At 49.5% G+C, this 20,770-nt stretch carries 18 protein-coding genes; 12 read left to right on the top strand and 6 right to left on the bottom strand.

The window, feature by feature from the left end:
• The first annotated feature begins 130 nt into the window (after nucleotides 1-130).
• Both rimO and AC1RVX_RS04625 read left to right on the top strand, forming a co-directional pair.
• Nucleotides 131-1,513 carry a 30S ribosomal protein S12 methylthiotransferase RimO gene (gene rimO / locus AC1RVX_RS04630; RefSeq protein WP_493215408.1) on the top strand — a complete coding sequence of 461 codons (1,383 nt, stop codon included), beginning with the start codon at nucleotides 131-133 and terminating at the stop codon, nucleotides 1,511-1,513.
• A gap of 8 nt (nucleotides 1,514-1,521) precedes the next feature.
• The gene (locus AC1RVX_RS04625; protein WP_493215407.1) at nucleotides 1,522-1,983 is read left to right on the top strand and encodes a hypothetical protein; all 462 of its coding nucleotides are present in this window, start codon (nucleotides 1,522-1,524) and stop codon (nucleotides 1,981-1,983) included.
• A gap of 48 nt (nucleotides 1,984-2,031) precedes the next feature.
• On the opposite strand, the gene AC1RVX_RS04620 is transcribed toward AC1RVX_RS04625, so the two are convergent.
• The gene (locus AC1RVX_RS04620) at nucleotides 2,032-2,757 is read right to left on the bottom strand and encodes a carbon-nitrogen hydrolase family protein (RefSeq protein WP_493215406.1); all 726 of its coding nucleotides are present in this window, start codon (nucleotides 2,755-2,757) and stop codon (nucleotides 2,032-2,034) included.
• Between the two features lie 329 nt (nucleotides 2,758-3,086).
• On the opposite strand from AC1RVX_RS04620, the gene AC1RVX_RS04615 reads away from it, so the two are divergent.
• Together AC1RVX_RS04615 and AC1RVX_RS04610 are read left to right on the top strand one after the other, a co-directional pair.
• Nucleotides 3,087-4,031, top strand: coding sequence for an alpha/beta hydrolase family protein (locus AC1RVX_RS04615; protein WP_493215405.1), 945 nt, complete (start codon nucleotides 3,087-3,089; stop codon nucleotides 4,029-4,031).
• Between the two features lie 201 nt (nucleotides 4,032-4,232).
• The gene (locus AC1RVX_RS04610; protein WP_493215404.1) at nucleotides 4,233-5,414 is read left to right on the top strand and encodes a cystathionine beta-lyase; all 1,182 of its coding nucleotides are present in this window, start codon (nucleotides 4,233-4,235) and stop codon (nucleotides 5,412-5,414) included.
• Between the two features lie 65 nt (nucleotides 5,415-5,479).
• On the opposite strand, the gene AC1RVX_RS04605 is transcribed toward AC1RVX_RS04610, so the two are convergent.
• From AC1RVX_RS04605 to AC1RVX_RS04585, 5 genes are all read right to left on the bottom strand, one after another.
• Nucleotides 5,480-5,713: a hypothetical protein gene (locus AC1RVX_RS04605; protein WP_493215403.1), complete on the bottom strand. Its 234-nt coding sequence runs from the start codon at nucleotides 5,711-5,713 to the stop codon at nucleotides 5,480-5,482.
• A gap of 153 nt (nucleotides 5,714-5,866) precedes the next feature.
• On the bottom strand, nucleotides 5,867-8,602 hold the full coding sequence (acnA, locus tag AC1RVX_RS04600; protein ID WP_493215402.1) for an aconitate hydratase AcnA: 2,736 nt from the start codon (nucleotides 8,600-8,602) through the stop codon (nucleotides 5,867-5,869).
• 77 nt (nucleotides 8,603-8,679) lie between these two features.
• Nucleotides 8,680-9,162, bottom strand: coding sequence for a hypothetical protein (locus AC1RVX_RS04595; RefSeq protein WP_493215401.1), 483 nt, complete (start codon nucleotides 9,160-9,162; stop codon nucleotides 8,680-8,682).
• A 10-nt stretch (nucleotides 9,163-9,172) separates the two neighbouring features.
• Complete coding sequence (locus AC1RVX_RS04590; protein WP_493215400.1) at nucleotides 9,173-10,144, bottom strand: HpcH/HpaI aldolase/citrate lyase family protein; 972 nt, start codon at nucleotides 10,142-10,144, stop codon at nucleotides 9,173-9,175.
• 63 nt (nucleotides 10,145-10,207) lie between these two features.
• Complete coding sequence (locus AC1RVX_RS04585; RefSeq protein WP_493215399.1) at nucleotides 10,208-11,197, bottom strand: malate dehydrogenase; 990 nt, start codon at nucleotides 11,195-11,197, stop codon at nucleotides 10,208-10,210.
• 349 nt (nucleotides 11,198-11,546) lie between these two features.
• On the opposite strand from AC1RVX_RS04585, the gene AC1RVX_RS04580 reads away from it, so the two are divergent.
• From AC1RVX_RS04580 to AC1RVX_RS04545, 8 genes are all read left to right on the top strand, one after another.
• Nucleotides 11,547-12,350: a GntR family transcriptional regulator gene (locus tag AC1RVX_RS04580; protein WP_493215398.1), complete on the top strand. Its 804-nt coding sequence runs from the start codon at nucleotides 11,547-11,549 to the stop codon at nucleotides 12,348-12,350.
• Nucleotides 12,351-12,540: 190 nt separating this feature from the next.
• Nucleotides 12,541-12,948, top strand: a complete 408-nt coding sequence (gene sdhC, locus AC1RVX_RS04575; protein WP_493215397.1) for a succinate dehydrogenase, cytochrome b556 subunit — start codon at nucleotides 12,541-12,543, stop codon at nucleotides 12,946-12,948.
• Nucleotides 12,949-13,317: a succinate dehydrogenase, hydrophobic membrane anchor protein gene (sdhD, locus tag AC1RVX_RS04570; protein ID WP_493215396.1), complete on the top strand. Its 369-nt coding sequence runs from the start codon at nucleotides 12,949-12,951 to the stop codon at nucleotides 13,315-13,317.
• Nucleotides 13,318-13,319: 2 nt separating this feature from the next.
• On the top strand, nucleotides 13,320-15,095 hold the full coding sequence (gene sdhA, locus AC1RVX_RS04565) for a succinate dehydrogenase flavoprotein subunit (protein WP_493215395.1): 1,776 nt from the start codon (nucleotides 13,320-13,322) through the stop codon (nucleotides 15,093-15,095).
• Between the two features lie 12 nt (nucleotides 15,096-15,107).
• Entirely contained in the window at nucleotides 15,108-15,818 is a 711-nt protein-coding gene (locus tag AC1RVX_RS04560) for a succinate dehydrogenase iron-sulfur subunit (protein WP_493215394.1), read from the top strand.
• A gap of 107 nt (nucleotides 15,819-15,925) precedes the next feature.
• Nucleotides 15,926-16,207, top strand: coding sequence for an FAD assembly factor SdhE (locus AC1RVX_RS04555; protein ID WP_493215393.1), 282 nt, complete (start codon nucleotides 15,926-15,928; stop codon nucleotides 16,205-16,207).
• Between the two features lie 59 nt (nucleotides 16,208-16,266).
• A complete protein-coding gene (gene gltA / locus AC1RVX_RS04550; protein ID WP_493215392.1) occupies nucleotides 16,267-17,571 on the top strand; it encodes a citrate synthase in 1,305 nt (434 codons plus the stop codon).
• 294 nt (nucleotides 17,572-17,865) lie between these two features.
• Nucleotides 17,866-20,721, top strand: a complete 2,856-nt coding sequence (locus tag AC1RVX_RS04545; RefSeq protein ID WP_493215391.1) for a 2-oxoglutarate dehydrogenase E1 component — start codon at nucleotides 17,866-17,868, stop codon at nucleotides 20,719-20,721.
• The last annotated feature ends 49 nt before the right edge of the window (nucleotides 20,722-20,770 follow it).

The following is a 20,770-nucleotide window of genomic DNA, read 5'->3' as shown; positions in this document are numbered from 1 at the left end:
ATATATTTAGATAATCTCACTTAAGCCCCTGATTTTTCAGGAAAATTGCCAATCATGCGGCAAGGAGAGATGGCAAAGGGTACAATAGCGGATTCGCTTTTGTACCCTTTTTGCTATTTAAGTACCCGTTATGTCTATCATTGAAATTCGTCGTCAGGAACCTGCCAGTGCACCCAAGGTCGGCTTTGTCTCTCTCGGTTGCCCGAAAGCGCTGGTCGACTCAGAACAAATCCTTACACAACTGCGTGCCGAAGGCTATGACACCGCCAAATCTTATGATGGCGCTGATCTGGTCATCGTCAATACCTGTGGTTTTATTGATGCCGCCGTGCAGGAATCGCTGGATGCAATTGGTGAGGCGCTGGCTGAAAACGGCAAAGTGATTGTGACCGGTTGTCTGGGTGCCAAGAAAGACGCAGACGGCAAGGACATGATACAGTCCATCCATCCCAAGGTACTGGAAGTCACCGGCCCGCACGCCGTTGGCGAAGTCATGGCGGCAGTGCACAAACATTTGCCGAAACCACATGAGCCTTTCTTTGATCTGGTGCCAGCCCAAGGGGTCAAACTGACTCCCAAGCATTTTGCCTACCTGAAAATATCGGAAGGCTGTAACCACCGCTGCAGTTTCTGCATTATCCCATCCATGCGCGGCGATCTGGTATCGCGTCCGATTGCCGATGTCATGCTGGAAGCAGAAAACCTGTTCAAGGCGGGCGTCAAAGAATTGTTGGTGATTTCTCAGGATACCAGCGCCTATGGCGTGGATATCAAGTTCCGTATGGGTTTCTGGAATGGCAAACCTGTCAAAACCCATATGACGCAATTGGTTGAAGCTTTGGGTGAACTGGCCAAGCAATATGATGCCTGGGTGCGTCTGCACTATGTCTATCCCTACCCGCATGTGGATCAGATCATCCCGTTCATGAACAATGGCCATGTATTGCCATACTTGGACGTGCCTTTGCAGCATGCCCACCCGGATGTGTTGAAGCGCATGAAGCGCCCAGCCAGTGGTGAGAAAAATATTGAACGCATCAAGGCATGGCGTGAGATGTGCCCGGAAATCACGATACGTTCCACCTTTATCGCCGGTTTCCCCGGTGAGACGGAAGAAGAGTTTGAATACCTGCTGGATTTTCTGAGAGAAGCAGAGATAGACCGCCTGGGTTGTTTTGCCTATTCACCTGTCGAAGGCGCAACGGCAAATGAAATCGCCAATCAATTGCCGGACGACGTGCGCGAAGACCGCCGCCGCCGCGTCATGGAATTGCAGGAAGGCATATCCCAAAAACGCCTGCAGGCCAAAGTCGGTAAAACCATGCGCGTGCTGATCGATTCACTGGATCGTAGTGGTGGTGTCGGCCGTAGTTCCGCCGATGCACCTGAAATTGATGGCGTCGTTTATGTTAAGCCACCGTTCGAGCCACATCGCAAGCTGAAGGTCGGAGAATTCGTCGATGTCACCATTACCGCCGCAGATGCCCATGACTTGTGGGGTGAGGCTGTCTGATGCGGGTCATGCCAGTGTTGAAAGTGCTGTTGCCAGTTGTGCTGATGGGTATTTTGGGTTTGCCAGTGCAAGCCCAGCCATTTGCACCAATGTCGAATCCGCAGTTTGCCAAACCGGTAGAGTTGCGTGGCAAGTTGGGTGACGACAGGGTGACGATGCATATACAGCCCAAACCAGAAGACAGGGATAGTGTTGAGGGTAACTATATCGTTGCCGGTGGCAAGCGCAATCATGGCAATAAGATTTTGCTTGCCGGTGAAATCAGCGGCAATAAACTCAGCATGGAAGAATCTGAAGATGGTGTTGACGTGTCTGGCCAGTGGGATGGTGAGCTGAAGGACGATGTCATACGCGGCGTTTGGCAATCGGATGATGGCAAAGTCAGCAAGGATTTTGTGCTGGAGCTGGTCTCGCCTGCAAAAGTCAGAAAAAATAAAACGGCACAGCCGCAAGGCAAGCCAGTCAAGTAAATTGCCGGGCTCGGGCCATGGCCGTGGTCGTAGTCTGACTGACCCGGCTTATCCAACGTCAAAAACCACTACACCCTCAACTCCTTCTGTCACGCGAGCGACTATCTCGCCTTGCGGGCTGACGATGCATGTGCAGCCATGGCTAAGCTTGTCACCAGATGCGCCGACAACATCTGACGAAACGACCCAGCAAGCCGTCTCTATGGCTCTCTTGCACAAATTTTCCACACTTTTATGCCGCCATTTGTCAGCGGTTGCGGCGGCAAGCATATTATTGAGCGGGTAGCAGATCAGGCGGGCACCTTGTGCGCTGAGTCGTTTTGCACAATCAGGAAAATTGGCGTCAAAACAGATATTGATGCCAAACAAAAAATCTGATTTCTGGAAAACTGGTGCATCAAGGCCTGGTAAAAAAGCCTGTTCTTGCGGATGGTTCTTGGAGTAGATGCCGCGCAGCTCACCTTTACTGACAAGGGCTGCAGAGTTATAAAAACCGTCTTTGCCTTGCTCGACAAAACCAATAATCACATCAGTGGAAAAAGGGGACAACATCGTCAGGATGTCATTGAATGAGGGACTGTCAACAGCCATGGCCCTGCGGGCGATCGTCTGCTGATCGCTGGTGTATCCCTGCAAATAACACTCAGGAAATACGGCCAATTCCACACCCTGGTTTTCACACCAGGCCACATCATCTTGCAGGCGATCAAGGGTGCCGGTGATGTCATCGAATAAGGGGTGGCGCTGGAAAGTTGCTACTCGGAGTTTTTGCATACGTATACTGATTTGCCTTTGTCTTCATAATGCACTGACCTCATCAAGTCGGTAGTGATATTCATCGTCCTATTTTGGGTACAGGCAAAACTGTAACCCATCTGATGATCACTGTCAGATCGGGTACCGATCATGCTGACTGGTGAATTCATGAAGCATAATGCCCCAGTTCTGCGTTAACATTGCTATTCATCCCTTGATGTTTTCAAAAAAAAAATGACCATGTCGGAGAATTTAAACTCTCAACAGATTCTTTGTGTTTTTTTCTTATTCGTCGTTAAGTTTCAAATGTTAAAATCTGGACATTATTTTTTCACCGCTCGTTAAAAATGCTTACGATACGAAAATTCTGTGCACTTGTTTTGTTGTCGGTCTTGGTTTGTCAGTTTGCAGTTGCTGATAACGCGCCAAATCCTGCATCTTTTGGGACTTTTCGCAAGCAGTTCAAGACCAAGGTGAGCTATGAAGGTGATGATCGTAGCCCCGCAGGAAACTCGCCGGACAATGTATTTCAGTCGGTACACTATCGATCTGCAGTGGGACCGCTTGTCGCGTTATTGACTTCAGATCCGAAAGACGGGAAAAAGCATCCAGCCATTATCTGGATTACTGGAGGGGATAGTAATTCAATTGATGGAACAACTTTGTCCAAGGCCAAGCCTAGATCAAATGATCAATCTGCTGCAGCCTATCGCAAAGCCGGTATCGTGATGATGTTTCCAACTCTGCGTGGTGGTAATGACAATCCGGGCAAGCATGAAGCTCACTTTGGTGAGATCGATGATGTGTTGGCGGCGGCAGATTATCTGGTTCAACAGCCCTGGGTTGATCCGGCGCGAATTTATCTTGGTGGCCACAGTACAGGAGGTACCCTGGTATTAATGACAGCCGAAGCCAGTAAGCGATTCAGAGCAGTCTTTTCATTTGGTCCAGTAGCTAATTTGCGCTCCTACGGAAACTTGATACCTGTCAATTTCGACAGGATGAGTTATGCGGAACAGGTAACGCGTGCACCGTATTACTGGCTGCCGTCTGTCCAGAGCCCTTTATTTATTATTGAGGGAGTAGATGGCAATATCGATTCTTTGGAATTGATGCGCAGCAAATCCAGTAATCCATATATTCAATTTCTGCCTGTAAAAGGAGCGACACATTTTACGATTCTGGCTCCTGGTAATGATCTTATAGCCAGGAAAATTTTGCTTGATGATGGGGTAGTCAGCAATATCAGATTGACAGAAAGTGAAATGATCAACGAACTCTCGAGAAAATAGCCATTACTTGTTACTACTGTGAATGGTTATGGTTAAAGCATGACATAAAAATACTTGGAAGGCGCGCGTAATAAAGTGGTCCCATAAAGTACCTTTTTTAATTGTTGCTGCCATGTTGACCACAGTGTGAATATCGCTTCTGCGCTAACATGTATCTCAAGCAATAAACATATTTTAAGTGCTTACGAATCAGGAATCAGCATGTCAGAAAACAGTAAACTAGGATCCGGATTTAATACCAGCGTCATCCACAGTGAATATGTCGCACCAGCTGGTTTTTCTGCGCTTCCCGTCGCCATACATCATGCATCCACGGTATTGTTCAAAGATGTAGCTGCTATGCGTTCCAGGGATTGGCAGGATAAATCTGCTTACACCTATGGTTTGCATGGCACGCCAACCAGCTTCACGCTGGAAGCCAGGCTGGCTGAAATAGAGCAGGGTAAACATTGCCTGTTGACACCCAGTGGGCTGGCTGCCATCACGCTGATCAATATGGCTTTTCTGGAAAACGGCGATCATGTCCTTATACCCGATAACGTGTATAGCCCGAATCGTGAACTGGCAGACTGGTTGTCTCGCAGTTTCGGCATCAGTGTCAGTTATTACGACCCTTTGATTGAGGCTGGAATTGCCGCACTGATTCGTGACAACACCAGATTGATCTGGGCTGAGGCACCGGGGTCGGTTTCCATGGAAGTGCCAGACGTGCCAGCGATTTGTGCCGCAGCCCACGCGCGTGGCGTGCTGGTTGCGTTGGACAATACCTGGTCTGGCGGAATCGCTTTTCCTGCGTTTGAGCATGGCGTAGATATCATCATGCAGGCGCTGACCAAATACCAGAGTGGTGGTTCAGATGTGTTGATGGGGGCAGTAATTACTCGTGACCAGACCTTGAATATGCGTTTGCAGACGGCGCACATGCGCCTGGGTTTTGGTGTGGGTATGGATGATGTTTATCTGGTCCTGCGTAATCTGCCAACGCTGCAACTGCGTTTTCAGGCGCATGATCACAGTGCACGTCAGGTCGCTACATGGTTAAACAACCGTCCAGAAATCAGCAAGATATTGCATCCGGCACTACCGGGTAGTCCGGGCCATGAAATCTGGAAGCGCGATTTTACTGGTGCGGGCGGCTTGTTCTCAGTTCTATTTGATGAAAAATACACAGAAGAACAAACGGATCGTTTTGTCGATAGCCTGAAGCTTTTTCAAATCGGTTATAGCTGGGGTGGGGCGCATAGTTTATGTGTGCCGTATCGCATCGGGCAGATGCGTCAACACTGGCCACATAAAGGCATACTGGTGCGTTTCAATATCGGGCTGGAAGATACCGCAGACCTGATTGCTGATATCGAACAGGCATTGGCACAGTTGGCTTGATACCTGGATGGTCAGAACGGACTGCAGGGCGATCCGTTCTTTGCAGGGCAGACTTATTGCCAGTGTTATTTGCTTGCGCTACTGGTTGTAGCATCGGATGCAGGTGTTGCAGCATTCGATGCTGCGGCAGGTATCACAGCATCTGGCGCACTTGCCGACGCACTGGCTGAAGCTGAATGTACTTCTGTCGGGTTTTGTCCAGCAGCTTCACCTTGCATATCCACTTTGTCACCTGCTTTGAAAATCACGAACAGGGCAGCAGCTGCAAAAATAATAAAGCCGACGAGAATTTTCCACATAATTGTCTCCAGGGTTGTGCTTATAAGATGCAGCCAGCATAAATCTTCATGCTTACGTCATTCTTGCATCGCCATTCCACAAAAGAAAAAAGAGTGAATTTCCAAAGAAATTCACTCTTTCCCTTATCCCCTGGAGGGGAATAAATCTACAACTTAAGCAGCCAGCAATTGACGCAATACGAATGGCAGGATGCCGCCATGTTTGTAGTAGTCAACTTCGATAGGTGTATCGATGCGCAACAGGACTTTGACTTCCTGTTTGTCGCCATTGGCACGGTTGATGACCAGAGTCACTTCTTGCTGTGGCTTGATTTCATCTTCTATGCCTTTCAGGTCGTAAGATTCAGTACCTGTGATACCCAGGCTGTCAACACTGTCGGTGCCAAGGAATTGCAGTGGCAATACGCCCATGCCAACCAGATTGGAGCGATGGATACGCTCAAAAGAACGGGCGATGACAGCTTTGACACCCAGCAATTGCGTACCTTTTGCTGCCCAGTCACGGGAAGAGCCTGTACCGTATTCTTCGCCGCCGAAAATCATGGTAGGTACGCCGTCAGCAATGTATTTCATCGCTGCATCGTAAATTGCCATAGGTTCGCCGGTTGGCTGGAACAGGGTTTCGCCGCCTTCAACGCGGGAGCCGTCTTCTTTCGCAGGGATCATCAGGTTTTTGATACGCACGTTGGCAAATGTGCCGCGCATCATGATTTCATGGTTGCCACGACGTGAGCCGTAGGAATTGAAATCAGCCTTCAGAACGCCGTTTTCTTTCAGCCATTTACCTGCAGGGCTGGATTCTTTGATCGAACCGGCCGGGGAGATGTGATCCGTTGTGATGGAATCACCAAACACGCCCAATGCGCGCGCGCCACTAATGCCGGTTGCGGCTGCTTTTGGTTCCATCGTGAAGTCAGCAAAGAATGGTGGCTCAGCGATGTAGGTGGAAGTAGGCCAGTTGTAGACTTCGCCTTCAGCGACGCCCTGGATGTTTTCCCACAATTTGCCAGGTGCACCTTTAACGTCGGCGTAGTTTTCCTTGAAGGTCTTGGAATTCATCGCAAACTTCATCAGCTTGTTGATTTCGGCGCTGGTAGGCCAGATGTCACCCAGGAAAATATCTTTGCCTTTGACGCGACCAACTGGTTCTGTCATCAAATCCCTGGTCATATTGCCAGCGATGGCGTAAGCCACGACCAGTGGAGGGGATGCCAGGAAGTTGGAACGGATATTCGGGTGAATACGCGCTTCAAAGTTACGGTTACCAGACAAGACGGCGGATGCCACGATGTCGTTGGCAACAATCGCTTCATTCATCGCTGGCGTCAGGTCACCGGCATTACCGATACAGGTTGTGCAGCCGTAGGCAGTGACGCCGAAACCAAGTTTTTCCAGGTAAGGCAGCAAGCCTGCTGCTTCCAGGTATTTGGTAACAACGCGCGAGCCAGGGGCCAGCGAAGTCTTGATGTGTGGCGCCACTTTCAAACCAGCTTCTACGGCTTTCTTGGCCAGCAAGCCGGCTGCCAGCAGGACGCTAGGGTTGGACGTGTTGGTGCAGGAAGTAATTGCAGCGATCAGTACATCACCGTTTTTGACTTTGACGCCATCACTGTTGGTGTAAACCGCATCCAGATCTTCTGCCTTCTTGTTGAAGCCATTTTCGGACGTTGGCTTCGCGAACAGGTCGGCGAAAGTGGATTTGACGTTGCCGATTTCGATACGATCCTGTGGGCGTTTAGGGCCAGCCAGGGAAGGTGCAACTGTGGACAGATCGAGGGAGATTTCTGTCGTGTAATCGATGTCGCCAGCGGCAGGGATGCCGAACATTTTCTGGGCTTTGAAATAGCCTTCGAATGCATCGATTTCTGCCTTGGTACGGCCTGTGCCTTTGAAGTAGTCGATTGTTGCTTCATCAACCGGGAAGAAGCCCATGGTCGCGCCGTATTCCGGTGCCATGTTGGCGATAGTGGCGCGGTCTGTCAGTGACAGAGAACGTGTGCCTTCGCCGAAGAATTCGACAAACTTGCCAACAACCTTGGCTTTGCGCAGTAATTCTGTGATGGTCAGGACCAGATCCGTTGCGGTACAACCTTCGCGCAATGCGCCAGTCAGGTTGACACCGACTACGTCAGGTGTCAGGAAGTAGACAGGCTGACCCAGCATGCCAGCTTCAGCTTCAATACCGCCCACGCCCCAGCCGACGACGCCGATACCGTTGATCATGGTGGTGTGGGAATCAGTACCTACCAGTGTGTCAGGATAGTAAACTTCGTTTTTCTTCGCATCTTTGATCTTGTGTACGCCGCGTGCCAGGTATTCCAGGTTAACCTGATGGACGATACCAAAGCCTGGAGGAACAACGCCAAAAGTATCAAATGCCTGCATGCCCCATTTCATGAACTGGTAACGCTCGTTATTGCGTTGGAATTCCAGTTTCATGTTCAGGTCCAGCGCTTTCTTTTCGCGGAAATGATCGATCTGCACGGAGTGATCAACCACCAGATCAACTGGAACCAGCGGTTCGATATTCTTTGGATTTTTGCCTTGTTTGGCGGCGACGTTGCGCATGGCAGCCAGATCGGCCAGCAAAGGTACGCCGGTAAAATCTTGCAATACAACGCGGGAAACGACGAAAGGAATTTCATCGGTACGCGCGGCAGTTGCGCTCCAGTTTGCCAATTGCTTGACGTGTTCTTCAGTCACTTTTTTGCCGTCGCAGTTACGCAATACCGATTCCAGAACCACGCGAATGGAAACTGGCAGGCGGGAGATTTTTACACCGAGATTTTTTTCCAGTGCGGGCAAAGAAAAGAACTTGCCTTTCTTGGTGTCTGAAATTTTGAAATCTTTCAGGGTTTTGAATGCATCTTTGTACGCATTTTGGCTCATGGCTGTTCCTTATTTACAAAAATCAACGATCAGAAATTTACTTGCTGCTATTACTTGTTTTATTTGTTTTGCTTGTTTTATTTGGCTTGCGCAGATGTCGCTGCACCACTGTCCACTTCGGCAAGGGCAGGCGTTGCTGTCTTGCATTCGTTTGCCAGTTGCTGGCCCTTGTGTGAATCGAGCAACAGGCCTTTTGCCGGAATGCCTATCCAGACCAGACCTGACTTGCTGTTTTCAAAACGAACTGCGCCCGTTGTGGTGTCCACTTTGGACAGGCGATACAGGCGTTTTTTCCAGCGCATGGCGACATGATCACTATCTACGGGATTGACATACATCGTCAATGAATTACCCAGTTCGCATTTGTATTCGAAACTATTGTGCTGCTGTATATCTGGTTCCGGCTCATCGTTTTCTTTGTCGGCGGCCTGGGCTGCAGCGGGTTTCGCTGTTTTGGCGCTGGCTTTGGTTTTGCTGTGTGGCGCTTCCACTGCGTGGACATTGGCCGTGAGCAAGGCGCATGCGGCAAATGCCAGGCTGATAAAAGAAAGTAATTTCATGAGGGTCTCCCTAGAGTAATTCTCGTGCTGCTTCTGGTAAAACAACTTGCCCAAACTGGGCTTTTTTTAAAACTGTCCAATAGTAGCGGTAACTGGCGCGGTCGTGTAGCTGTCCTTGCCATTGTATTGGTCCCCATTGATGCTCTTTGGCTGATGACAGGATGGATATGGCTTCATCGACTTCCTGGTTTGGGGGTGTCAGCGCACCGACTATTGCCCTAATCTGGTCCGGATGTATGCTCCACATGCGGGTATAGCCACATTCCTGGGCGGCGCGGTGCGCATCATTGGCGACAACGTCCTTGTCCCGTATTTCAGTGGTGACATTATGCGAGGCAATTTTTCCATAATGATGACAGGCGGCAGCTATTTCCAGCTTGGCTCGCATCACCAGCGGATGTTCAAACTGTCCGGGTGAACGCATGGCTGTGGCTGGAATTGCACCGTAATGGGCGGACACAAAGTCCATCAACCCAAATGACAGGCATTGTACCTGTGGCAGCGCGGCAATTTCCTTTACTTCAGCCAGGGCACCGTGCGTTTCTATTAATACGTGAACGGGTATCAGGCTGCCATCTGCCTTGTGGGCGAAGCGATTGATACTGCTGAGGGCAGACTTCACCTCGGCTGCACTATCCACTTTAGGTAAAACCACATAGGCCAGTTTGGCGGCGGCAGTCGGCAAGATGATGGATAAATCCTGCTCAAAGGCAGGATGATGCACGTCGTGCACGCGCACGCCTATACGTTGAAACAGATTGTCTGTACTCGCGACTAAAGCGGCGACCAGCTCGGCATGATTTTTTTCATTGCCGGCGGCGGCACCGTCTTCACAGTCAAGCGTGATATCGAAAATAGGGCCAAGTTCATGCTGCAGGGCAATGGACTTGCGCATGAGTTTTTCAGAGCCAGCATAGTGATCACAGACCGGTAAAAATACCGGTGGTAACTGATCCTGAAAAAGCACAGAGGAGGGATGCATCTTGAATATGGAGTCCTGATTGAAACAGCCTGCGGGTTTGGCCGCAGACTGTCCCAGACTTGATTAGCCTACCAGGTGTTTCACACCGTCACGCTCTTCTTGCAATTCTTTGAGAGTGATGTTGATGCGTTCGCGCGAGAATTCATCGATTTCCAGACCTTGAACGATCTTGTATTCGCCGTTTTCTGTTGTGACGGGGAAGCCGAACATGGTGCCTTCAGGGATACCATAAGAGCCATCAGAAGCAATGCCCATGGTTGTCCATTTACCGTTTGTGCCCAGAACCCAGTCACGTACGTGATCAATCGCTGCATTCGCTGCAGACGCTGCGGAAGACAGGCCACGTGCTTCGATGATGGCTGCGCCACGTTTGCCGACTGTAGGCAGGAACACATCCTTGTTCCAGACTTGATCATTGATCAGGTCTTTAACGGATGCGCCATCAACTGTCGCGAAACGGTAGTCAGCATACATGGTTGGGGAGTGATTGCCCCAAACACACAGTTTTTCAACTGCAGCAACAGGTTTGCCAATTTTGGCAGCGACTTGGGACAACGCACGGTTGTGATCCAGACGCAGCATTGCAGTGAAGTTTTTAGCTGGCAGGGAAGGGGCTGATTTCATTGCAATGTAAGCATTGGTATTGGCTGGGTTGCCAACCACCAGAACTTTAACGTTGCGGGAAGCAACTGCATCCAGTGCCTTGCCTTGTACAGTGAAAATCTGTGCATTGGCTTCCAGCAAGTCTTTGCGTTCCATGCCTGGGCCGCGCGGACGGGCACCAACCAGCAGGGCGACGTCGATGTCTTTGAACGCTGTCATTGGGTCGCTGTGGGCGGACATGCCGGCCAGCAGTGGGAAAGCGCAGTCATCGATTTCCATCATGACGCCTTTCAGCGCTTTTTGTGCTTTTTCGTCAGGAATTTCTAACAATTGCAATATCACGGGCTGGTCTTTGCCCAGCATGTCGCCATTAGCGATACGGAACAGAAGGGAATAGCCGATTTGGCCTGCGGCGCCGGTAACAGCTACGCGCATAGGGGATTTCGCCATGATGCATCTCCGAAGTGGTGTGAAAACGAATTTTAAACAAATGCCGTGCCCGTATTTGCTTGTTGCGGTATTGCGGACACTATGTAAAACACTTAATGATACAGTTGAAAATCATGTCAGTCAGCCAAAATCAGCGCTGAAGCCGTTTTTCTTCCTTTACATTAAAGACGTTCGAACTATATTGCACTGGTGTGGCAGAAATGCTGTGGGCAAGTTGCCAGCTATATTTCCCATGAGTTTAGGTGTTGCGCGCTGAAGTGTCAATGAATATCTTATGTCTTATATAAGACATATCACTTGATACTTTGTTCTGGACGGGATGGGTGTTTTTGTGGTGAAATTGCAGTCTATGAACTCAATCATACCTATCGCAAGTAATCAGCCTATCAGTCCAGCTACGCCTGGCACTGGTGCTGCCGCTTCGTCCTTGAGTGCTTCACCTACATTCAGCCCATTATATCAACAGATAAAATCCCTGATCACTCAGAGCTTGCAATCGGGTGAATGGAAGCCGGGTGAGCTGATCCCCAGTGAGATGGAGTTGGCCAGCCGTTTCAAGGTCAGTCAGGGGACTGTGCGTAAGGCGATTGATGAGTTGTCGGCGGAAAACCTGGTGGTGCGCCGGCAGGGTAAAGGGACTTTTGTGGCGACCCATCATGAGGCTCGCTCGCAGTTCCGTTTCTTGCGGTTGGCGCCGGATGAGGGCGTGCCGCACTACCCTGAAAATAAAATTATTGAAGTCAGGCGCATGCGTGCGCCGGCCGAGGTGGCGCGGTTGCTGGACATCAAATCCGGGGATTCTGTTGTATTCATTCGTCGTGTGCAGTCTTTTTCCGGAGTGCCTACCATTCTGGATGATTTGTGGTTGCCGGGTTCTATCTTCAAAGGTTTGACTGCCGAACGTCTGAATGAGTACAAAGGTCCTATGTACGGCTTGTTCGAAACTGAATTCGGTACTCACATGATCCGTGCGTCTGAGCAGATTCGTGCCGTTTGTGCGGATGAGCAGGTGGCTTCCCTTTTGAATGTTGATGTTGGTATGCCTTTGCTCAATGTGGAGCGGGTTTCTTTCACGTATGGTGATAAACCGGTTGAATTGCGTCGTGGTTTGTACCTGACAGTTAATCATCACTACCGGAATGAATTGAGCTAATGCTGCCTTGATGGTCGCATTTCAAGTGGGATTACCTGGTTTTGCACTGACCCGTACCCGGCGAGAGTGTTGGGTTTGGGTTTAAGATAGCGATATTTTGTAAATTGGGCTGATTTTTGTTGGTGCAATGCACCAAAATGAGCGAAAATTGCAAGGTTTATGTACAGACTAGTTAATGGGGAGATTATTTATGTCTGAAGTAGTAAAAACCAGACCGCGCTTTGGTGTAATGCGCCTGATAGATGCGACTGGCTACAGGCTGCCACTGGCAGGCTTTGTTTCCATCTTGCATCGCGGTAGTGGAATGTTGATGTTCTTGTTGTTGCCTTTCATTTTGTACTTGCTCGATAAAAGCCTGACTTCTGAATTGACGTTTGCTGAATTGCAGGGCTTTACATCTCACGTTTTTGTCAAATTGGTTATCCTTGCCCTGGTCTGGGCGTACTTGCATCATTTCTGTGCGGGTATTCGTCATTTGTTTATGGATCTGCATTTTGGTCTGAATAAAGACTCTGCACGCAAATCTGCGGTCAGTGTTCTGGTGATCAGTCTGGTGCTGGCTGCATTGACAGGCCTGAAATTGTTTGGAGTATTTTAAATGGCAAATAACAATATTGGTCCAAAGCGCCTGGTCGTAGGTGCAAGCTATGGCTTGCGCGACTGGTTGGCGCAACGTATCACCGCAATCGTGATGGCTACGTATACAGTGATTTTGCTTGGTCTGTTTTTGACCGCCAGGAGTTTCAGTTATGAAGCGTGGGCTGGCATCTTTGCCATGCAATGGTTCAAATTGGCGACTTTTTCTGTCGTTATCTGCCTGCTGTATCACGCTTGGGTAGGTATGCGTGATGTCTGGATGGATTATGTGACACACAGCGTATTTGTGCGTCTGGTATTTCAGGTTGCCACTATTCTGTGGCTGATTGCTTGTGCTGGCTATGCTGCACAGATTTTGTGGAGAGTATAAAAGTGGCTGCAATTAAATCCACAATTCCTAGCCGCCGTTTTGATGCGGTCATCGTTGGTGCCGGTGGTTCAGGCATGCGTGCTTCGCTGCAATTGGCTGAAGCTGGTCTGAATGTCGCGGTACTGTCTAAAGTATTTCCTACCCGTTCTCATACGGTAGCTGCGCAGGGCGGTATCGGTGCTTCCCTGGGTAATATGTCGGAAGATAACTGGTACTGGCATATGTTCGATACGGTCAAGGGTTCCGATTACCTGGGCGACCAGGATGCGATCGAATTCATGTGCCGTGAAGCACCAAAAGTCGTATACGAACTTGAACATTTTGGTATGCCGTTTGACCGTAATGCCGACGGCACGATTTATCAGCGTCCATTTGGTGGTCATACTGCCAATTTCGGTGAAAAACCTGTGCAGCGTGCCTGTGCAGCTGCTGACCGTACCGGCCATGCCTTGTTGCATACCCTGTATCAGCGCAATGTACGCGCCCGTACCCATTTCTTTGTTGAATGGATGGCGATTGATCTGATCCGCGATGCGGACGGTGATGTGCTGGGTGTGGTTGCGCTGGAAATGGAAACCGGCGAAGTCATGATGCTGGAAGCCAAAACCACGATATTTGCAACTGGCGGTGCTGGTCGTATCTGGGCAGCTTCTACCAATGCATTTATCAATACTGGTGACGGTATGGGTATGGCTGCACGTGCTGGTTTGCCACTGGAAGATATGGAATTCTGGCAATTCCACCCAACCGGCGTTGCCGGTGCTGGTGTGCTGATTACTGAAGGTGTGCGTGGTGAGGGCGGTATCCTGGTGAATAGTCAGGGCGAGCGCTTCATGGAGCGTTATGCACCTACACTGAAAGATCTGGCTCCACGTGACTTCGTTTCCCGTTCCATGGATCAGGAAATCAAGGAAGGCCGTGGCTGTGGTCCGAATAAAGATCACGTCATGCTGGACCTGCGTCATATTGGTGCTGAAACAATTCAAAAACGTTTGCCATCGATTCTGGAAATCGCCCACAAGTTTGCTAACGTGGATGCGACTAAAGAGCCAATTCCTGTCGTTCCTACCATTCACTATCAAATGGGCGGTATCCCTACCAATATCTATGGTCAGGTAGTGGCACCTAAAAACGGTGGCAGCGAAATCGTCAATGGTTTGTATGCGATCGGCGAGTGTGCTTGCGTATCTGTGCATGGTGCCAACCGTCTGGGTACTAACTCTCTGCTCGATTTGCTGGTGTTTGGTCGTGCAGCCGGTAATCACGTTGTTGCCAGCAAGCTTAAAGAACGTAGCAATAAAGATTTGCCTGCTGATGCAGCTGATCTGGCGCTGTCACGCTTGGCTAAACTGGAAACCAGTACCGGTTCCGAGCGCGTACAAGACGTTGCCAACGCGATTCGCGGCACCATGCAGCAATACTGCGGCGTGTTCCGTACCGATGAATTGCTGCAAACTGGCTACAAGAAAATTATGGAGCTTGATGAGCGTCGCAAGCATGTTTCTTTCAAAGATAAATCCAAAGTCTTCAATACAGCACGTGTGGAAGCATTGGAGCTGGATAATCTGATTGAAACAGCCAAGGCAACGATTACATCTGCCGCCGCACGTAAAGAATCCCGTGGTGCGCATGCACATCGCGATTACGAACAGCGCGACGACGTTAACTGGATGAAGCATACCTTGTGGTATTCCGAAGGCAATCGCCTCGACTACAAGCCAGTCGTGACTAAACCACTGACTGTAGATACCTTCAAACCAAAACCACGTACATTCTAAAGAGATACCGATATGGCACGTACACTGAAATTTAAAATCTATCGCTACGATCCGGACAAGGACGCCAAGCCTTACATGCAAGACTTGACCGTCGAGTTGCAAGACACTGACAAGATGTTGCTGGATGCATTGCAGCGTATCAAGTCTGACGTTGATGATTCCCTGGCGTTGCGCCGTTCATGCCGTGAAGGTGTGTGTGGTTCTGATGCGATGAACATCAATGGCAAGAATGGTCTGGCCTGTACCACCAACCTGAATGAATTGAGCGAGCCTATTATCTTGCGTCCTTTGCCTGGCTTGCCAGTGATCCGCGATCTGATCGTGGACATGACGCAATTCTTCAAGCAATACAATTCCATCAAGCCTTACCTGATGAATGATTCCATTCCACCAGAAAAAGAACGTCTGCAGTCGCCTGCTGAACGCGAAGAACTGGATGGTTTGTACGAATGTATCCTGTGTGCCTGCTGTTCGACTTCCTGCCCGTCTTTCTGGTGGAATCCGGACAAATTTGTCGGCCCGGCAGGTTTGTTGCAGGCTTACCGCTTCATTGCTGATTCCCGTGATGAAGCAACTGGTGCGCGTCTGGACAATCTGGAAGATCCGTATCGCCTGTTCCGTTGCCACACAATCATGAACTGTGTGGATGTCTGTCCAAAAGGTCTGAATCCTACCCGTGCTATCGGTAAGATTAAAGAACTGATGGTACGTCGCGCGGTCTAAGTTTGTGTTGTTGTCAGCGAAGCTTCCGGGCATCGCTGCTATTTCATGCGATTTTTATGACTTGCCTGAGAGTCGCATGAAATAGTTAGTATGAAAGAGAATTAATTATGTTTGAGTCACAAGCAATACCTCATCAAAGCGACCCGGTAAAGCGGGCCCGTTTGCGGTGGCGGGCGAGGCGCGGTTTGCTGGAAAACGATTTGATCTTGACGCGTTTTCTTGATGCCCATGAAGAATCCCTGACAGATGAGGAAGTGGATGCCTTCAGTCGCCTGATGGAATTGCCTGACAATACCTTAATGGATCTGATCATGGCTAAAAAGCAGCCAGAAGCAGAGGTTGATCTCCCTCATATTCATGCTTTATTGCTACGTCTGCAAACGGCGTAAGTCAATTTTATTTTGTGTTTTTTTGATTAACGACTCACCTCTTATCTGAAGGAAGAGCCATGACTAATTCTGAAACAAAAGCCACCCTATCATTCTCCGATGGCTCCCCAGCCCTGGAAATGCCGATTTACAAGGGCTCAATTGGTCCTGATGTCATCGACATCCGTAAATTGTATGGTTCTACCGGCATGTTCACCTATGATCCAGGTTTCATGTCCACGGCAGCCTGTAATTCTTCCATTACTTATATCGATGGCGACAAGGGTGAATTGCTGTACCGCGGTTATCCTATCGAACAACTGGCAGTCAATGGCGGCGACTTCCTGGAAACCTGCTACCTGTTGCTGAATGGTGAATTGCCAAATGCTGCGGAAAAGAAAGAATTTGTTGCGACCGTCACCAATCACACCATGGTGCATGAGCAGATGCAATTCTTCTTCCGTGGTTTCCGTCGCGATGCCCATCCTATGTCGGTATTGGTAGGTACCGTCGGTGCCCTGGCATCGTTCTACCATGATTCCCTGGACATCAATGATCCGCATCACCGTGAAGTATCGGCTATTCGCCTGATCGCCAAGATGCCTACACTGGTTGCCATGGCGTACAAATATTCCATCGGCCAGCCTTTCGTGTATCCACGCAATGACCTGTCCTACAGCGCCAACTTCATGCACATGATGTTTTCCACACCATGTGAGCCATACAAAACCAATGAAGTGCTGGTACGTGCGCTGGATCGTATTTTGATCCTGCATGCAGATCACGAGCAAAATGCATCTACATCAACCGTGCGTCTGGCGGGCTCTTCTGGTGCCAATCCATTTGCATGTATCGCTGCTGGTATCGCTTGCCTGTGGGGTCCTGCTCACGGTGGTGCAAATGAAGCTGCATTGAGCATGTTGGAAGAAATCGGCAGTGTCGACAATATTCCTACTTTCATCGCTCAAGTCAAAGACAAGAATTCTGGCGTTAAGTTGATGGGCTTTGGTCATCGTGTGTATAAAAACTACGATCCACGTGCCAAGTTGATGCGCGAAACCTGCTATGAAGTATTGCAAGAACTGGGTCTGCAAGATGATCCATTGTTCAAACTGGCCATGGCATTGGAAAAAATCGCTCTGGAAGACGAATACTTCGTTAGCCGCAAGCTGTATCCTAACGTTGACTTCTACTCTGGTATCGTTCAACGTGCGTTGGGTATTCCAACCGCCTTGTTTACTGGTATCTTCGCCCTGGCGCGTACAGTAGGCTGGATCGCTCAGTGGAAAGAAATGATTTCTGATCCAGAGCAAAAAATTGGTCGTCCACGTCAATTGTTTGTCGGCTCACCTAAGCGTGATGTGCCAGCAATGGACAAGCGTTAATTAAACGTTGATTTTTGATCAAATTTGGCAATCTAAAAAGCGAGTCTTGAAGACTCGCTTTTTTTTTCTTCAGTAAATATGCTATGCTTCGGCACGAAAGTGATTTTTACAGATAACTTTCGCGATTAAATCAAAAATCATATTAAAAGAACATGATTTTTGATTCGATCACGAAGATAGTTTGAATAAGCCCTTCCCCACAACTTGATGTGCAATCCGCTAACCGGTCAGGCCGTGTCGCGGAAGGTTAGATTAACCCGCTAATCTCGCGAAACGCGAAGAAAGGTGAGCAAGATGATGCAACAATATAACGCTAACTCGTACTTGTTCGGTGGCAATGCGCCGTATGTAGAAGAACTGTATGAAGCGTATCTGAATAATCCCGGTTCTGTTCCTGAAAATTGGCGCGCGTATTTTGACGCCATGCAAAATGTGCCTGCGGTTGATGGCTCTGCCAAACCCGACGTTGCACATGCTCCCGTCATTGCTTCCTTTGCTGAACGCGCCAAACAAGGCCCGATACGCACAGTCAATGCCACAGCTGACGCTGAAATGGGGCGCAAACGTGTCGCTGCCCAGCAACTGATCGCTGCCTATCGCTTCCTCGGCAGTCACTGGGCCAATCTGGACCCGCTGCAACGCCAGGAACGCCCAAGCATCCCGGAACTGGAACCCAGCTTTTATGGCTTTACTGATGCGGACATGGATATCCAGTTCAACATCAGCAACACCTATTTCGGGCCAGAAACTGCATCATTGCGCGACCTGTTGAATGCCTTGCGTGATACGTATTGCCGTTCTATCGGTGCCGAGTTCATGTACATCAGCGACCCGACTGAAAAGCGCTGGTTGCAACAAAAACTCGAATCCATTCGTTCTACCCCATCCTTTTCCCTGGAAAAGAAAAAACATATCCTGGATCGCCTGACTGCGGCCGAAGGTCTGGAACGTTATCTGCATACTAAATATGTAGGTCAGAAGCGTTTCTCCCTGGAAGGTGGCGAAAGCTTTATCGCCTCCATGGATGAAACTATCCAGCGCGCCGGTGAGCGCGGCGTAGAAGAAATCGTTATCGGTATGGCCCACCGTGGTCGTCTGAACGTATTGGTCAATACTCTGGGCAAAATGCCTCAGGACTTGTTTGCTGAATTTGAAGGCAAACACGGTGATGACTTGCCAGCAGGTGACGTTAAATACCACCAAGGCTTCTCTTCCGACATTTCTACCCCAGGCGGCCCGGTTCATTTGTCGCTGGCGTTTAACCCTTCCCATCTGGAAATCGTCAACCCAGTGGTTGAAGGTTCTGTCAAAGCACGCATGGATCGTCGTGGCGACAAAGATGGCTCACAAGTTTTGCCTATCCTGGTACACGGTGATGCCGCGTTTGCAGGGCAGGGCGTGGTCATGGAAACCCTGAACCTGGCGCAGACTCGCGGCTACGGTACAGGTGGTACTGTGCATATCGTCATCAATAACCAGATCGGCTTCACGACTTCTGATCCACGCGATTCCCGTTCTACACTGTATTGCTCAGACGTTGTCAAAATGATCGAAGCACCAGTATTGCACGTCAATGCAGATGATCCTGAAGCTGTTGTCCTGGCTACCCAGATCGCTCTGGATTACCGTTTGGAATTCAAGAAGGATGTCGTTGTTGACATCATCTGCTATCGCAAACTGGGCCACAACGAACAAGATACGCCTGCACTGACGCAACCTTTGATGTACAAGAAAATTGGTCAGCATCCTGGCACTCGCAAGATGTATGCAGACAAGCTGGCAGCGCAGGGCGCTATTCCTGCGGATGGCGGCGATCAAATGGTCAAGGCTTACCGCGACGCCATGGATGCAGGCAAGCACACCCATGACCCGGTTATCTCCAACTTCAAAAACAAGTACGCCGTTGACTGGATTCCTTTCCTCAACCGCAAATGGACCGACGCAGCTGATACAGCCGTTCCATTGACTGAGTTGAAGCGTCTGGCAGAGCGTATTACTGTCGTACCTGAAGGCTTCAAGCCGCATAGTCTGGTAGAAAAAGTCCTGGGTGACCGCGCAACCATGGGTCGTGGCGACATGAACCTGGACTGGGGTATGGGCGAACATCTGGCCTATGCATCCCTGGTATCTTCTGGTTATGCCATTCGTCTGACAGGTCAGGATGCTGGTCGCGGTACCTTCGTTCACCGTCATGCGGTTTTGCATGATCAAAATCGTGAGCGTTGGGATGCCGGTACTTATATTCCTCTGCAAAATATTTCTGACAAACAGGCACCGTTCACTGTCATCGATTCCGTCTTGTCTGAAGAAGCGGTATTGGGCTTTGAATACGGTTATTCCACAGCAGAACCAAACACGCTGACTATCTGGGAAGCGCAATTTGGCGACTTCGCCAATGGCGCGCAAGTGGTTATCGATCAGTTCATCAGCTCTGGTGAAGTGAAATGGGGTCGCGCATCCGGTCTGGTCATGATGTTGCCGCATGGTTATGAAGGCCAGGGTCCGGAGCACTCATCCGCACGTCCTGAGCGTTTCCTGCAACTGTGTGCTGATAATAATATGCAAGTGGTTCAGCCAACGACAGCAGCGCAGATTTTCCATCTGTTGCGTCGTCAGATGATACGCATGTTCCGTAAGCCACTGGTTATCATGACACCAAAATCCCTGTTACGTAACAAGGATGCGGGTTCGCCATTGTCTGATCTGGCCAAGGGCAGCTTCCACACCGTTATCGGTGAAGTGGATGAAAAAATCGATGCGAAAAAAGTCAAGCGCGTGGTTGCTTGCTCCGGTAAGGTGTATTTTGATCTGGTTAATTCTCGTAAAGAGCGTGGTCAGACTGATACAGCAATTATCCGTGTTGAACAACTGTATCCTTTCCCGCACAAGAGCTTTGCTGCAGAACTGAAAAAATTCCCGAACATGGCGGAATTGGTCTGGGCACAAGATGAGCCGCAAAATCAGGGACCATGGTTCCAGATTCAGCACAATATTTTTGAAAGTCTGGAAGAAGGGCAAAAGCTTGCTTATGCAGGTCGTCCAGCCAGTGCATCACCTGCTGTCGGTTATTACGACAAGCACTATGCACAACAAAAAGCATTGCTGGAAACGGCGTTTTCCAAACTCAAAGGCTTTGTCCTGACCAAATAATGACGCGATGCGACATCAGAAGCTGATGTCGCATTTGGCTACCCGAATC

The organism is Undibacterium sp. GW821-FHT11B02 (assembly GCF_058808955.1).
Note: the sequence above shows the minus strand (reverse complement) of the source record. Positions and strands in the feature narration are given on the sequence as shown.

Excerpts from the sequence above, each read along its gene's own strand:
- rimO (WP_493215408.1), top strand. The coding sequence starts at position 131 with ATGTCTATCATTGAAATTCGTCGTCAGGAACCTGCCAGTGCACCCAAG.
- AC1RVX_RS04625 (WP_493215407.1), top strand. The coding sequence starts at position 1,522 with ATGCCAGTGTTGAAAGTGCTGTTGCCAGTTGTGCTGATGGGTATTTTG.
- AC1RVX_RS04620 (WP_493215406.1), bottom strand. The coding sequence starts at position 2,757 with ATGCAAAAACTCCGAGTAGCAACTTTCCAGCGCCACCCCTTATTCGAT.
- AC1RVX_RS04615 (WP_493215405.1), top strand. The coding sequence starts at position 3,087 with ATGCTTACGATACGAAAATTCTGTGCACTTGTTTTGTTGTCGGTCTTG.
- AC1RVX_RS04610 (WP_493215404.1), top strand. The coding sequence starts at position 4,233 with ATGTCAGAAAACAGTAAACTAGGATCCGGATTTAATACCAGCGTCATC.
- AC1RVX_RS04605 (WP_493215403.1), bottom strand. The coding sequence starts at position 5,713 with ATGTGGAAAATTCTCGTCGGCTTTATTATTTTTGCAGCTGCTGCCCTG.
- acnA (WP_493215402.1), bottom strand. The coding sequence starts at position 8,602 with ATGAGCCAAAATGCGTACAAAGATGCATTCAAAACCCTGAAAGATTTC.
- AC1RVX_RS04595 (WP_493215401.1), bottom strand. The coding sequence starts at position 9,162 with ATGAAATTACTTTCTTTTATCAGCCTGGCATTTGCCGCATGCGCCTTG.
- AC1RVX_RS04590 (WP_493215400.1), bottom strand. The coding sequence starts at position 10,144 with ATGCATCCCTCCTCTGTGCTTTTTCAGGATCAGTTACCACCGGTATTT.
- AC1RVX_RS04585 (WP_493215399.1), bottom strand. The coding sequence starts at position 11,197 with ATGGCGAAATCCCCTATGCGCGTAGCTGTTACCGGCGCCGCAGGCCAA.
- AC1RVX_RS04580 (WP_493215398.1), top strand. The coding sequence starts at position 11,547 with ATGAACTCAATCATACCTATCGCAAGTAATCAGCCTATCAGTCCAGCT.
- sdhC (WP_493215397.1), top strand. The coding sequence starts at position 12,541 with ATGTCTGAAGTAGTAAAAACCAGACCGCGCTTTGGTGTAATGCGCCTG.
- sdhD (WP_493215396.1), top strand. The coding sequence starts at position 12,949 with ATGGCAAATAACAATATTGGTCCAAAGCGCCTGGTCGTAGGTGCAAGC.
- AC1RVX_RS04560 (WP_493215394.1), top strand. The coding sequence starts at position 15,108 with ATGGCACGTACACTGAAATTTAAAATCTATCGCTACGATCCGGACAAG.
- AC1RVX_RS04555 (WP_493215393.1), top strand. The coding sequence starts at position 15,926 with ATGTTTGAGTCACAAGCAATACCTCATCAAAGCGACCCGGTAAAGCGG.
- gltA (WP_493215392.1), top strand. The coding sequence starts at position 16,267 with ATGACTAATTCTGAAACAAAAGCCACCCTATCATTCTCCGATGGCTCC.
- AC1RVX_RS04545 (WP_493215391.1), top strand. The coding sequence starts at position 17,866 with ATGATGCAACAATATAACGCTAACTCGTACTTGTTCGGTGGCAATGCG.